Annotated in this window: 12 protein-coding genes; 4 read left to right on the top strand and 8 right to left on the bottom strand. The window is 68.8% G+C overall.

What is annotated here, in order from left to right; translation table 11 throughout:
- The 7 genes from DAI20_RS12655 to DAI20_RS12625 form a co-directional block, all read right to left on the bottom strand.
- Entirely contained in the window at nt 1-1,509 is a 1,509-nt protein-coding gene (locus tag DAI20_RS12655) for a sugar ABC transporter ATP-binding protein (protein ID WP_108251337.1), read from the bottom strand.
- Nucleotides 1,510-1,559: 50 nt separating this feature from the next.
- Nucleotides 1,560-2,612, bottom strand: a complete 1,053-nt coding sequence (locus DAI20_RS12650; protein ID WP_240606064.1) for a substrate-binding domain-containing protein — start codon at nt 2,610-2,612, stop codon at nt 1,560-1,562.
- A gap of 555 nt (nt 2,613-3,167) precedes the next feature.
- Nucleotides 3,168-4,232, bottom strand: a complete 1,065-nt coding sequence (locus tag DAI20_RS12645) for a LacI family DNA-binding transcriptional regulator (protein WP_108251333.1) — start codon at nt 4,230-4,232, stop codon at nt 3,168-3,170.
- A gap of 227 nt (nt 4,233-4,459) precedes the next feature.
- Nucleotides 4,460-5,629: a zinc-dependent alcohol dehydrogenase gene (locus DAI20_RS12640; RefSeq protein ID WP_108251331.1), complete on the bottom strand. Its 1,170-nt coding sequence runs from the start codon at nt 5,627-5,629 to the stop codon at nt 4,460-4,462.
- Nucleotides 5,626-6,096: a hypothetical protein gene (locus tag DAI20_RS12635; protein ID WP_108251329.1), complete on the bottom strand. Its 471-nt coding sequence runs from the start codon at nt 6,094-6,096 to the stop codon at nt 5,626-5,628. Before DAI20_RS12635 ends, DAI20_RS12640 begins: the two co-directional genes overlap by 4 nt.
- Before the next feature lie 185 nt (nt 6,097-6,281).
- Entirely contained in the window at nt 6,282-6,857 is a 576-nt protein-coding gene (locus DAI20_RS12630) for a type 1 glutamine amidotransferase domain-containing protein (RefSeq protein ID WP_108251327.1), read from the bottom strand.
- A 1-nt stretch (nt 6,858) separates the two neighbouring features.
- Nucleotides 6,859-8,010 (bottom strand): glutathione-independent formaldehyde dehydrogenase, encoded by a 1,152-nt coding sequence (locus DAI20_RS12625; RefSeq protein ID WP_108251325.1) that lies wholly within the window; start codon nt 8,008-8,010, stop codon nt 6,859-6,861.
- A gap of 234 nt (nt 8,011-8,244) precedes the next feature.
- Here DAI20_RS12625 and DAI20_RS18990 point away from each other — a divergent pair, with 234 nt between their 5' ends.
- Nucleotides 8,245-9,261, top strand: a complete 1,017-nt coding sequence (locus tag DAI20_RS18990) for a response regulator transcription factor (RefSeq protein WP_108251323.1) — start codon at nt 8,245-8,247, stop codon at nt 9,259-9,261.
- A 67-nt stretch (nt 9,262-9,328) separates the two neighbouring features.
- Nucleotides 9,329-9,958, top strand: coding sequence for a DUF1345 domain-containing protein (locus tag DAI20_RS12615; protein WP_108251321.1), 630 nt, complete (start codon nt 9,329-9,331; stop codon nt 9,956-9,958).
- 301 nt (nt 9,959-10,259) lie between these two features.
- Here the strand turns inward: DAI20_RS12615 and DAI20_RS12610 are convergent, their stop codons facing one another.
- On the bottom strand, nt 10,260-11,219 hold the full coding sequence (locus DAI20_RS12610) for a LacI family DNA-binding transcriptional regulator (protein ID WP_108251318.1): 960 nt from the start codon (nt 11,217-11,219) through the stop codon (nt 10,260-10,262).
- 151 nt (nt 11,220-11,370) lie between these two features.
- Here DAI20_RS12610 and DAI20_RS12605 point away from each other — a divergent pair, with 151 nt between their 5' ends.
- Complete coding sequence (locus tag DAI20_RS12605) at nt 11,371-12,885, top strand: mannitol dehydrogenase family protein (RefSeq protein ID WP_108251316.1); 1,515 nt, start codon at nt 11,371-11,373, stop codon at nt 12,883-12,885.
- Nucleotides 12,882-13,886, top strand: a complete 1,005-nt coding sequence (locus tag DAI20_RS12600) for an L-idonate 5-dehydrogenase (RefSeq protein ID WP_108251314.1) — start codon at nt 12,882-12,884, stop codon at nt 13,884-13,886. The genes DAI20_RS12605 and DAI20_RS12600 overlap by 4 nt, the downstream gene beginning before the upstream one ends.
- Nucleotides 13,887-13,969: the final 83 nt, after the last annotated feature.

Genomic DNA, 13,969 nt, shown 5'->3' with positions numbered 1-13,969 from the left:
TCAGACTCCCTGGACTGCGAGTTGCAGTGATTCTTCGTCGGCGATCTCGTTTCGTCCGAGTTCGCGGGTGATGGATCCATCCCTCAGAACCAGGACCCGGTCGCTCACGGCGAGCAGCTCGGGGTACTCCGAGGAGATGACGATGACGGCCTTGCCTGTGTCGGCGAGCTCTCGGATCATGGCCAGAATCTCGCTCTTGGTGCCGATGTCGACGCCGGCCGTCGGCTCATCGAGGATGAGAACGTCCGGTTCCGTGCCGAGCCACTTGGCCAGCACGACCTTCTGCTGATTCCCGCCGGACAGGAGTCGCACCGGCTTGTTCGGGTGCGCGACCTTCACCGCGAACTTCTGGATGAGCGAGTTGGACAGTTTCCTACCCGCTGCCGCGTCGAGCAGCGGACCGCGCGCGATCTTGTCCAGCAGCGGCAGCAGCAGGTTGTCCCGGACGGAATGGTCGAGCACGAGCCCCTGGTCCCGCCTGTCCTCGGGGATGAGCGCCAGTCCCGCGGCGATGGCTCGCCGGGGATTGGTGATCTGCGCCTTAGTGCCCCTGATGAGGATCTCCCCGCTGTCGAGCGGGTCGATGCCGAACAGGACCCTGGCAAGCTCGGTGCGGCCGCTTCCCATGAGCCCGGCCAGGCCGAGGATCTCGCCCGAGTGGAGGGTGAAGGAGACATCGCGCACCCGCTTGCCGGAGGTGAGGCCCCTGGCCTCGAGGATGGGCGCGGCCGAGGCTGCGTCTCTCCCCCGCTGCTGGTAGCTGAGCTGCCCCTCGATCTTCTTCCCGACGATTCCCTCAACGATCTGCTCGGGAGTGACGTCGCTCAAGGACTCGGTGAGCAACCGGCGGCCGTCGCGGAGGATGGTGATGCGATCGGCGATCCGGTACACCTCGTCCATCCGGTGGGAGATGTAGATGATGGATATCCCCCGCTTCTTGAGCCTCTCCACGAGGTCGAACAGTGCGTCCGTCTCGTGCCGGGCGAGGCTGGCAGTCGGCTCGTCCATGATCAGGACCCTCGCGTTCTGGGCCAGGGCCTTCGCGATCTCGGTCAGCTGCCAGTAGGCGGTGCCCAACGCGGAGACCTGAGCCCGTGGGTCGACCACGATCTCCATCTCCGCGAACACCTCACGGGCACGGCGCACCGCTTCCTTGTCATTGATGAGGCCGCTGCGGCCCTGCGGTTCCGCGCCCAGGAAGATGTTCTGCGCGACGGTCAGGCTCGGCACCAGGCTGAATTCCTGGAACACCATGCCGATGCCGACGGCCTTGGCGTCCTGGATCGAATTGATCTGAACCGGTCGTCCGCCGACGAGGATGGCGCCGGAGTCGGTCTGATACACGCCCTGGAGGATCTTCATCAGCGTCGACTTACCGGCGCCGTTGCCCCCGGCGAGGGCATGCACCTCTCCTGAGCGGACCTCGAAGTCCACGTCGTTCAGGACGTTGACGCCGTTGAATCCCTTGGAAATCGACCGCATCTCGACGGCTGTCTCGCTTGTGTTCATGATGAGTCCTTTTTCGGGGCCGGGGCAGGCCCTGCGGCCTGCCCGAGCCACTACTTCTTGAAGGAGTCCTTCACATCCTCGGGGGCGTCCTCGTGGTAGACCTGCTCCCACGCTTCGAGGACGTTGTCGTGCTCAACGGGCACGGCGCTCAGCGCGACGTACGGCGGCGGGGTCTTGCCCAGCAGGGCCTGTGCGGCGAGCCGCGCTTCCGTGACGCCCTGATCGAACGGCACCTGCGCACCGAGACCGACGATGAGCTGGTTCTTCGCCAGCGCGATCGCCACGTTCTTGCCCAGGTCCTCGGTCGCGATCTTCAGATCGGTGCGGCCGGCGGCGCGCGCTGCGGCCATGACCCCCTCGGCGGGAACGTCCCAGACGGCCCAGATCCCGGAGAGGTCGGCGTACTTGCTCAGCATGGCGTTCGCCGCGCCCTGTGCGTCACCGGCGAAGTCGGGACCGGCGATGCCCTTCTCCTCGACGATCTCGATGTCCGGGTACTCCGCCTCGATGGTGTCCTTGAACCCCTGGTACCGCTGCTGGGTGACGAAGAAGTCGGCCTCGTGGAAGATCATGCCGATCTTCCCCTTGCCGCCGAGCGCCTTCGCCATCAGGTGGGCGGAGACGACGCCGTTGCCGAAGTTGTCGGCCGAGACGACGGACACGTAGTCCTTGCCGGCGGTGAGCCCCTGGGGGACGTTGTCCATGAAGACGAGCTTCGCTCCGGCCTCGGCCGCCTCCTTGTACGCCGACGCGGTGGCGACGGGATCGGTGGGGATCGAGACGATCACATCGGGATCGCGGGTCATCACCGTCTCGAGGTCCGAGACCTGCTTGTCGGGCTTGAAGTTGGCGTCCGTCGTGGCGATGACCTCGACTCCGAGGCGCTCGAACTCGCTCTTCAGGCCCGCGATCTGGGCGTTGGCCCAGTCGTTGCCGCCGTAGTGCATGACGATCGCCGCGGTGGCGCCCATCTCCTTGACCTGGGCGACCTCCTCGTCGGTGAGGTCGGCTACGGAGGCGGGGGAAGGCTCCTCGCCGCCCGGTCCCTTGCTGAGGACCTGGCCCTTGATCTTGGCCAGGGCCTCATCGGCGCTGGCCGACACGCCTGTGTCCTGCGTTGCTGTGGTGCTCGTAGCCGAGCTGCACCCCGCGGTGGCGAGAGCGATCGCCGCCGCAACGGCGACCAGTGTTGTCCTTCGCATCATGACGTTCTCCAGTTCTGGTTCGAGATGTGGGCGATGAGCCCGTGAGGGTGTGGTTGAGCATCGTTCGACCCACGGGACGATCGATGCGTATGAGGTATGAGCGGCGGAAAGGATGTCAGCTGATCGAAATTGCCGCGGGAGAGGGAACCGGGAGCGGGAGGAGGCCAGCAACAGCCGAGGTCGTACGGATCGCCTCAAGCCTTCCGGAGGCGTTCCCGCCCTCGTCCGCAGCAGGTTCACCACGGTTGAGGACACGTGTGCCGAGCAGAAGATCGGCATGGATCACGAGCGCTCCGCCGCAGACTTCCCCGTGCAACCGAACCTCGTCTCTTCGTTGAGTGCTGATCTTCCGTGACCGGTCACGGAATTCCCTAATCGTGACCGGTCACGGAAACGATGTCAAGTCACGCCTGAGGAAATACCGGGGAGAAGGTTTCGCCGAGCGACGGGTCGTCAGCGGTGTCGGGCGGGGGCGGCGCTCGCGCGAGCAACCAGGGTGGGTGCGCTGGGTGCGCGGTCCACTTCGCGGCCCTCGATCGCCCCCAGGAGCACCTCTATGCTGGCGTTGGCCAGCGCGGCGAAGTCCTGCCGCACGGTGGTCAGGGGCGGAAGGAAGAACTCCGAGCCCTCCACGTCGTCGAAGCCGACGACGCTGACATCTTCGGGAACGCGGATGCCGGACTCGGAGAGGGCGCGGATGAGACCGAGGGCGGTGTGATCGCTGGCGGCGAAGATCGCCTGCGGCACCCGTCCCTCCTCGACCAGTCGGAGGCCCGTCTCATAAGCCCACCCCGGGCTCCAGTCCCCCTCGAGGCACAACCCGGGCGAGAGGCCCGCGTCGCGAAGCGCGGCCTCCCAGCCGGCCTTCCGCACCCGCCCGTCAAACCAGGCCATGGAGCCGGCGAGATGGGCGATGTCGGTGTGGCCAAGATCGATCAGGTGTTGAGTGGCCATCCGTGCACCCAGTTCCTGGTTCTCCGAATACGTGAACAGATTCGGGGTCGATGAGGCGCCGGCGGCGATCATCTCCACGGGTACCTGGATCGAGGCACTCCTGACCGCCGCCGCCATGGAGAGGAGCGGTGCGATGACGATGATGCCATCCACCTCGATCTCGTCCAGGCTGTCCAGCGCCTGCGGGATGGAGTCCGCGTACGGTTCCTCGACGGTGATGACGGTGGTGAAATAGCCCTTCTGCCGGGCGACTTTCTCGAGGGCCATGAGCGTCCCGACCGGACCGAAACGCGGCGATCCGTCGGTCAGGATGCCGATGGCGGTCGAGCGGCTCGTCGACAGGGCGGTAGCTGTCCGGCTGCGGCGGTACCCCATGTCCTTAATGATCTGCTGGATCCGCTCACGCGTTGCAGCACTCACGTCCGGGGCGTTGTTCAGCACACGGGATACGGTCTGGTAGGACACTCCCGCTGTCTGAGCAACGTCACTGATGTTCGGCTTGCGTGGCCGGGTGGGGTGGGCGGGCGCTGCTTTCGAATCATTACCTCGCGCTGATCCCGCCACCGGCTCCCCTGCCTCGCCACCACCAGCCCCTCCGCGGGGGCGGTTCCGTCCGATCAACCTTACGCGGCTGCGCCGGGTGGCTTTCGGACTGCGGGGTCGCGTCGGTCAGCAGCGCCTGTCCCGGCGCGATGAACACCGGGACAAGCGCCACAGCGCCTCACGAGCGGCTGATCCGGAGCGCTTCCTATGGCGGTGGGATGCGGACGGCCGTGCGTGGGCTTCTGCGGTCAGGGGCGGAGGACGGCCCGCACGCACCCGTCGGTCTTTTCCTTGAACATCGCATAGCCGTCGGGACCGTTCTCCAGCGGCATGATGTGCGTGGCGAGGTGCTCCGTCCTGAGCTCGTCGCGCGCCATCCGCTCCAGCAGCATCGGGATGTAGCGGTGCCCGTGCTGCTGCGCGGAGCGGAGGGTGAGCCCCTTGTTCATGACCGCACCGAGCGGGAACTTGTCGACGAACCCCCCGAACACGCCGAGGACGAAGATGCTCCCGCCCTTGCGCGCGGCGAAGACGGCCTCGCGCACCGCGGTGGGCCGGTCGGTCTGCAGTCGCAGCTGTTGCTTGAGCTGGTCGTATGCGAAGTCGGGACCGTCGTGGTGCGCCTCCATGCCGACCGCCTCGATGCACACGTCGGGCCCGCGGCCGCCGGTGATCTCGCGCAGTTCCGGGAGCACCTCGCTCGTCTCGTAGTTCATCGTCTCCGCGCCGATCACCTGCTCCACCTGGGCCAGGCGCTCCTGGTACCGGTCGATGACGATGACGCGCTCGGCGCCGAGCAGGATAGACGCTCGTGCCGCCATCTGGCCCACCCCGCCGGCGCCCCACACGGCGACGGTGTCGCCGGGCTGCACCCCGCCGAGGTCTGCTCCCATCCAGCCGGTCGGGGCGGCGTCGGACGCGAAGAGCGCCCGTTCATCGCTGACCCCGTCCGGAACAGGGAAAGCGCCCTGGTCGGCGTACGGGACCCTGATGTACTCGGCATGACTGCCGGCCCACCCGCCGAGGGCGTGCGAGTAGCCGTAGCATCCGCCCGGTGCCTGACCCCACAGCATCTCGGGGATGCCGGCGTTGGGATTGCCGTTGTCGCAGAGCGAGTACAGCTCGTTCTTGCAGTACCAGCACCGTCCGCAGCTGATGAACGAGCAGACGACCACGCGGTCGCCGACCTTGTGCTTCGTGACGGCCGACCCGACCTCGACGACCTCGCCGATGAACTCGTGACCCAGCACGTCACCGGCCCGCATGGTGGGAACGTACCCGCCGAGCAGATGCAGGTCGGATCCGCACGTGGTGCTCAGCGTCACACGGACGATCGCGTCCTGAGCGTTGACGACGACGGGGTCATCGACGTTCTCGACCGCGAGCTCGTTCACCCCCGTCCAACACAGAGCCTTCACAGCACACCCTCGCCCTTCGCCTTGTCTTCTGCCTTGTCGACTGCTGTGCCGAGCAAAGTGCTCGGCCGGTGACCGTGTGGCCGGGGAGTGGCACTGAGCACCTCTCCCGTCTCGAACAGCTCCTTCGCGTCGCGCAGCGCCTCGCGCAGCGTCCGCTCGGGGTCGTCCTCCCCCACCGTGGCCTTGAGGTCGGCCCCCTCCCGGAAGCGCGCGTGCACCTCGAACCCCTTGTCGCCGGGGGCCGGGTCCAGGCGCAGCTCCAGCGCGGGCTCGATCCGCCTGAGCGGCTCGGGGTATCCGTTCGCCGCGAACTCCGCGGGATCCCCCAGAACCGTGACCGCCTTCCAGCCGCCGGGATGCCTCCCGTCGCCGTCCGCTTCACGCTTCTCCCGGACCAGCGTTCTTGCCACCAGCCCCGCCGCCGCGACTCCGGCCGCTCCTACGACGACCGCTGCCTTCACATCCATTGCCTCTCCTCTGCTTCGGGGTCCCCGGTCATCGCCGGGGCACCCTGGGGGATCCGGACGCAGTTGTCCGACCCTGCGCCGAAGCGCATCTCTCTGGCGGTGGGCGTCCGGTGCCGCGGGATTCGCAGCATCGGACGCCGACCGAACGGCCGGCTTGCCCCCCTCGCGGAGGCGCGCGCCGGTGCCTACGTCGCGCTGGCCGCGTCGGCGGTCTGCGGTGCGCGCGAGAACTCCTGCACGATGCGTTCGCAGAACGCCGGAAGGTCGTCCGGCGACCGGCTCGTGGTGATGTTGCCGTCGGTGACGACCTGTTCGTCGACGACCTCGGCTCCCGCGTTGCGCAGGTCGGTGCGCAGGCTCGGGTACGACGTCAACCGCCTTCCTTCCACCACGCCGGCCTCCACCAGCGTCCACGGCCCGTGGCAGATCGCGGCGACCGGTTTGCCGGACCGGACGAAGTTCCGCACGAACTCGACCGCCGCCGGCTGCATGCGCAGCTGGTCGGGGTTGACCGTACCGCCCGGCAGGAGCAGCGCGTCGTACTCGTCGACCGATGCTCCGTCGACCAGCCGCCCGACCGGGAACGTGCCCGCGTCCTCCAGATCGTTCTTCCGCGCCGCGATCTCCCCCTCGTGAATCGACAGCAGCTCCGTCCGCGCCCCAGCCTCCTCGAGGGCGCCGCGGGGCTGCTCGAGCTCCACGCGCTCAACGCCGTCGGCCGCGAGGATGGCGACGCGCCGCCCGTCCAGTGCGCCGGCCATGTCAGGCCGCCTTACCCGGACGGAGGACGACCTTGGTCCAGCCGTCGTCCCGGTTGTCGAAGTGCTCGTACGCCTCCGGGGCCTGGTCCAGCGGCAGCTCGTGGCTGACGATGAACGACGGCTTCGCCTTGCCCCCGACGATCAGATCGCGCAGCTGCCGGTTGTACTTCTTCACCGGCGCCTGGCCGGTTCCCATCTTCTGGCCCTTGAACCAGAACAGCCCGAAGTCGAATGCGATCTGCCCCTGCTTGGCCAGCTCGTCCGAGGCCCCGGGGTCCTGGGGGATGAACACCCCGACCGTGCCGATCTTGCCGGTGAACCGGACCGACTGCACCAGCCTGTTCAGGGTCTCGTTCGGGTGCTCGTTCCCCTGCGGATCATGCGCTTGATACCCCACGCATTCGCAGCCGTTGTCCGCGCCCAGCCCCATGGTCTGTTCGAGCACCGCCTCGACGGGGTCGACTTTCGAGTCGTCGATGGCGATCGCCCCGATCGACTCGGCGAGCCGGAGCCGATCCGGATGGCGGTCGACGACCATGACCTTGCTCGCACCGCGGATCGTGGCCGAGAGGGCCGCCATCAATCCCACCGGACCCGCGCCGTAGATGACGGTCTGATCGCCCGGCGAGACGCCGGCCATCTCCGTGGCGTGGTAGCCGGTGGGGAAGATGTCCGCCAGCATCACGTAGTCGGTGGATCTCTCGTCGGCGTCCTCCCCGAGGCGCAGGCGGTTGAAGTCCCCCCAGGGCACCCGCAGCAGCTCGGCCTGCCCACCGGCCCAGGGTCCCATGTCCGCGAACCCGTACGCTGCGCCAGCGAACTCCTTGACCGGTTGCGCGGTGAGACAGTAGTTCGTCAGCCCGCGCTCGCAGTTCTTGCAGTGCCCGCACGCGACGTTGAACGGCAGGACCACGCGGTCGCCCACGGCGATCTTGTCGACGCCGTCGCCGACCTCGATGACCTCGCCCATGTTCTCGTGGCCGAACCATCGTCCCGTCTCGAAGCTCGTCCGGCCCTCGTACATGTGCAGGTCCGAACCGCAGATGTTCGTGGTGGTGATCCGCACCAGCACGTCCGTAGGGCGCTCGATCCGCGCGTCCGGCACATCCTTGACGCTGACCTTGTTCGGTCCCTCGTACACGACTGCCTTCATGGTCTGCTCCTCAGTTCTCGCTGATCTCGGTGGACCTGTCCGTGCACCGTTTCGGCGGGGCAGGCACCTCCATACGACGCTTTGCCGGAGCGTCGCGCCATCGGCAGGACTGCCCATCTCCGTGCACCCCTCGCGCCGCCGCCCGCGAAGGTGCTAGACCTGACCCAGGTGCAGGTCCGAGGACGCCCCCGCATCGGGCGTCCAACCCGTTAAACCCGAGGGAAGTGGATCTGCATGACCGAGAACGCCGCACTCCGTCTCGCTGACATCGCAGCGAGCCCGGCGCACGTCCGGGAACGCGCAGAGGCGCTGCTGGTCGAGCTGGGCCGGCACATCCCGTTCGACGCCTCCTGGATCGCGCTCGCCGAGCCGGACGGAGTCCGGTACACGTCCCTCGCGAGCACGTCTCTGGATGAGTCGACTCTCCGATACCTGAGCGGTCCCCGGATGGCGGCCGACATCGAGCTGTCCGGGGCTGATCGCGCGCGTCCCCCCTTCAGCGGGGCCGACCTGCCGTATCCGCTGGAGGAGTTGCAGACCTGGGCCGACTGCCTGCTTCCGGCCGGGTTCCACCAGGCGCTCTCGGTTGCGCTCTTCGGACCCGGGATGGGACGTCACGTCGGATTCGTGACGCTCCTCTTCAGGCGCGAGGAGTCGCCAACCGCCGTCGTGCGGCGCGCGCTCTCACGCCTCCTGCCGACCCTGACCCTCGGAATCGATCCGGTCAGGTCGATGGCGGCCGCGGCTCTCCTGGTGCGCGGCTCGGACGCGGGCGTAGTGCTGCTTCCGGGGCGCATCGGCATCGGCCTCATCCCCGGCCTGCCGGGCCACGCGCTGTTCGCCGCCGGCTCGGAACTGCTGAGCTCTGCTCGCGCGGTGATCGACGAGGGACAGACGTACGCATCCTTCCTGTGGCCCTGGGGAGGCCGGCACGCGCCGGGCGGCCATGTGCGTGTGACGGTGATGGGCGGCGACGACGGCCTCCGGGCCGTGCTCACCGGCATCGTCGTCCTCTCGCCGGCCGGAGACCTGCGCGGCCTCACGCCGCGGGAGCTGGAAGTGCTGGGCCTGGTCATCGACGGGCGTTCCAACAACGAGATCGCCCATGAGCTCGTCGTGGCGACGCGGACGGTTGCGGCGCACATGGAGCACATCCTGGCCAAACTGCAGGCCGGGTCACGCACCCTCGCCGCTATCCGGGCCGAGCGGGCGGGGCTGTACGTACCCGCACCGCGACCACGGCCCGCCTGAGCGACATGCCGCGGCACGAGTCAGCCAGAAGGCACGACCGACCAGCAGCGAAGGAGACCGCGTTCCCATGTCACACCTCTCACTGAAGGCAGGCGTCTCGGCGATCGTCGGCCTCCTGACCGCTCTTGTGCCGGTGTTGCTCGGTGTTCCCGAACTCGCACCCCTCATCGGCTGGGCGGTCGCCGCGGGCGTCTTCCTGACGTGGGCGTGGGCGAAGGCATGGCCCGCCGGTCCGGAGAGGACCCGCGACCTGGCGCTGCACGAGGACCGATCCCGAAGGCTGGTCGACACGCTCATCATCCTCTCGACATTCCTCAGCCTCGTCGCGGTGGTTCTTGCGCTGATCCGGAGCCAGCAGAAGGACCCCGTCGGCGCGGCAGCCGCGATCCTCGCGGTGCTCGGCGTGATCGCGGCCTGGGCGCTGGTCAACACGGTCTACGCGTTCAAGTACGCCCGCATGTACTACATCGACGAGCGCCACCGCTTCGAGTTCAATCAGGACGAGGACCCGTCGTACAGCGACTTCGCCTTCACGGCCTTTTCCATCGGCATGTCCTACAGCGCGAGCAACGTGAGTCAGTCGTCCACCCCGTCCCGCCGGATCGCCCTGGGGCACGCCCTGCTCTCTTTCTTCTTCGGGACCTTCGTGGTCGCGGTCGCCATCAATCTGATCACCAGCCTGGCCCAGGGGGGCTGACCGAGGCACCGGCTCGGGCACGTGAGGTCCCGGACGAAGCGTCGGGTCCTCGACCAGTGCACTATCCGAGCGGAGGAACGTCCACGCCGGCTGTCGTCACGACACCGACTCAGGAGACGGTGGAGGTCGCCGGTCGGTTCCGTCGACGAGGTCACCAATGCGTCCTCGGGTGACCACTTCGCCGGGCGCGGATCGGGCACGGCTGGTCTTCGGCGTCCCCTGCCGGACCGTGAGCCGTGGCACTCACGCGACGCCGCCTGTCCGTACGACGCGACGAACGATCGGGTCGTCGTGCACGGCGTCAGCGGGGTCGGGCGGTGGAGCCGCGCACGATCAGTTGCGCCTCCAGGGTCGCGGGGGTCCGCACCGCGTCGCCCGCGATGGCCTGCAGGAGCATCTCGACGCCGAGCGAGCCGCAGCGGTCGATGGCCTGCTTCACGGAGGTGAGACCGGGCTGACGGATCGACGCCATCTCGATGTCATCGATGCCCACGATGCTGAGGTCGGCCGGGCAGCTCTTGCCGAGGGGGGCGATCCCGGCCTCGATGCCGAGGGCGACCAGGTCGTTGTAGGCGATGACGGCGGTCGCTCCGCTGGCGAGCACGGTGGCCGCCGCGGCCAGGCCGCCGTGGATGGACGCGGCCTGGTTGGTCAGGCGGGTGAAGCGGATGCCGAGCGACTCGCAGGCGGCGGCGATGGCATCACCCCGGCGCGAGTCGGCCCAGGACAGTCGAGGACCCGCCGCGTAGGCGACGTGGCTGTGACCGAGGGCGGCGAGATGCTCGACGGCCTGCCGAGGCCCGCTTCCCGTCTCCATCACGACACTCGGGATGCCGTCGATGATCCTGTTGAGCACGACGACCGGTGAGTCGCCGACGAGCTCCCGGATCTCGTCGTCGGGAAGTCGCGGGGAGCACAGCAGTATCCCGTCGAGCTTCCGTGACAGCTGGATCTGTTCGCGCTCCCGATGCACGTCCTCGTCCGTGTCGAACAGCACCGGCCTGTGCCGGCCGTGCCAGGTCTGGGCGTGAATGCTCTTGAGAAGAGTCGCGTACACCGGGCTGGCCGCATCCGGAAGGATCACGCCGATGGTCTTCTCCGCGGTGGCCACGCTCGTCGCCGCGTACCCCAGCTCCCCCGCAGCGCTCAGAACGCGCTCGAGAGTGCCCCTGGCCAGGCGGTCCGGTTCTCCGAACGCACGCGACGCGGTCGCCAGGGACACCCCGGCGTGCCGGGCGACGTCGGTAAGGGTGGCGGTCACGGTCGTCCTTCTGTGGCTGGTGCTGTCCCATCATTCTGCATGAGTCGTCGTTACAACTGTTTGACAAACTTGTACAACCTGTTCACAATCATCTCATGCTGATCACTGCTGATCCGGGACTCGTCCGGCCCGACCACGACGGGGCCGCCGCATGAGCGACTCGACGCCTCGTCTCGGGGCCCACACCGTAGGGTCGGCCGGATCCGCGGCCGCAGCCGGCGTCCTGCACCTCGGGCTCGGCAACTTCCATCGCGCGCATCAGGCCGTGTACACCGCGGCAGCCCTCCGCGCCGCCGGCGGGGACTGGCGCATCGTGGGCGTCGCGTCCCAGTCCCGCTCCGTCGTCGACGCGATGCGCGCTCAGGACCTCCTGTACTCGGTCGCCGAGATCTCCCCGGACGGCACCTCCCTCAGCATTCCCGCCGTGCACAGCGACGTCTTCGTCGCCGCGGAGGAGCCCGGCCGGGTCGTCGACAGCATCGCCGCGTCAGACATCCGCGTCGTCACACTCACGGTGACCGAGAACGGCTACAGCTACTCCCCCTCGACCGGCCACCTCGATCTCGCCGACCCGCGGATCGTCGCCGACCTCGGCGGACGGCCGCCCCTGACGACGATCGGTCAGCTCGCTCGGGGCCTGCAGCGGCGCGCCGCGCGGAGCGGTGCTCCGATGACGATCCTGAGCTGCGACAACCTCACCGAGAACGGCGCTCACACCGAGCGGCTCGTCCGCGAGTTCCTCACCGAGCTGCCCCGCTCCGAAGGGGCGGAGGCCCTCGCGTTCCTCGACAACGCCGTCACGTTCCCGTCGAGCATGGTGGACCGGATCGTGCCCGCCACGACGGCGGAGCTCCGCGAGACGGTGGCGGCGCAGCTCGGAGCGTGGGACGAGGTGCCCGTGCCCGCAGAGCCGTTCACCATGTGGGCGATCGAAGACCGCTTCGCCGCGGGTCGCCCCGCCTGGGAGGCCGGCGGGGCCGTGTTCACCGACGAGGTCGGTCGGTACGAGCAGATGAAGGTCCGCCTGCTCAACGGTACCCACTCCCTCATCGCCTACCTCGGCGCGCTCCACGGTGTCGCCACGATCTCGGAGGCGATCGCGCTCCCCGACATCGAGGCGGCGGCCGTCACCGTCCTCCGTTCCGAGTACGAGCCCTCGATCACCGTGCCCTCGGGCGTCGACATCCGGGCGTACGAGCGACAGCTCTTCGAGCGCTGGGGGAACAGCGCTCTGGGCCACCGCACCGCGCAGGTGGGAACAGACGGCTCCGTCAAGCTGCGGCAGCGCATCCCGGAGCCCGCGCTCGCCTCCCTCGACGGCGGCCGGATGCCGCAGATGATCGCGCTGACCACAGCCGCCTACCTGTCGTCCATCGCTCCGCTTCCCGGGTTCGACCCGGGTCCTCACGCCCGTGCCATGGTCGATGGCGCCCGGGCGCCGCTCGCCGAGATGGCGGCCTCGGCCCGCGACGGGGCAGAGCTCGCGCGACGGGCGATCGCCGAGCTGCATCTCTTCGGCCAGGGGCTCGCGGAGAGGCCCGAATTCATCGCGCGCGTGGGCGAGCTCGTGGACACCATCACGCACCACGGCATCGACGCGGCCCTCCGCGACAGCATCTCCGCATCCAACGATCGACCCATCCCCACGAGAGGGGCCCACCGATGAAGAAGCTGGCCATCCACGGCAAGGAGGACATCCGGTGGGAGGACGCCGAACGGCCCGAGCCCCAGGAGGGTGAGGTGCGCCTGAGCGTCAAGTACGTCGGGATCTGCGGCTCCGACCTGCACTACTACTTCCACGGAGCCAACGGCGAGTACTCCATCCGTGAGCCGCTGACCCCGGGACACGAGCTGTCCGCGGTCGTCGACTTCGATCCCTCAGGGCGCCTCGCGACGGGGACGCCGGTGACGGTACACCCGGCCCGGTACGGGGCGTCCGTCCCCGGGCTCGAGGAGCGGCCGCACCTGCGCCCGGGCGGCGACTACCTCGGCAGCGCCGCGGCCTCGCCGCACCGCCAGGGCGGTGCCGCCGAGTACCTCCTCGTCGGCGCCGACATGGTCCGCGTACTTCCGGAGGGGCTGCCGCTCGAACGCGCCAGCCTGGCCGAGCCTCTTGCGGTCGCCCTGCACGCGGTCAACCTCGCCGGTGACGTCGCCGGAAAGCGCGTGCTCGTCACCGGGGCAGGACCCATCGGGCTGCTCACCATCGCCGCCGCGGCGCGGGGCGGCGCCGAATTGATCGCCGCGAGTGACGTCCGCGAGGAGGCGCTGGGCCGCACCGCGGCGCTCGGTGCGTCCGAGCAGATCCTGGTGGGCCGCGACAGCGTGGCGGACGAGTCGTACGACGTCGTGTTCGAATGCTCGGGCGCGCCGGTGGCGCTGTCCCTCGCGGTGCGGGCAGCCCGACGAGCCGGCATCGTCGTCCAGATCGGGATGCTGCCCAACACGGACATCGCCGTCAACCTCGCCCCGATGCTGGCGAAGGAGCTGACGGTGCGCGGCGCCTTCCGCTTCTCCACGGAGATCGACGACGCGATCGCACTCCTCGCCGAGTCGGACACGCTCGACGCCGTCGTGACCCATGTCATCGCCGCGAGCGACGCCGTCGAGGCGTTCACCGTCGCGCGCGACTCCGCCCGCTCTGCAAAGGTGCTCCTCGCACTCTGACGAATCCCGTCAGGTGACCGTCCGGCAGACGCCGGTCCCGCTCCCCCGCACTCACTTCCCGCACGTCCCTTTCCGCACGCCCA

It is taken from the genome of Planctomonas deserti (genome assembly GCF_003067705.1).
In the GTDB taxonomy this organism is placed as follows: Bacteria; Actinomycetota; Actinomycetes; order Actinomycetales; family Microbacteriaceae; genus Planctomonas; species Planctomonas deserti.
Note: the sequence above shows the minus strand (reverse complement) of the source record. Positions and strands in the feature narration are given on the sequence as shown.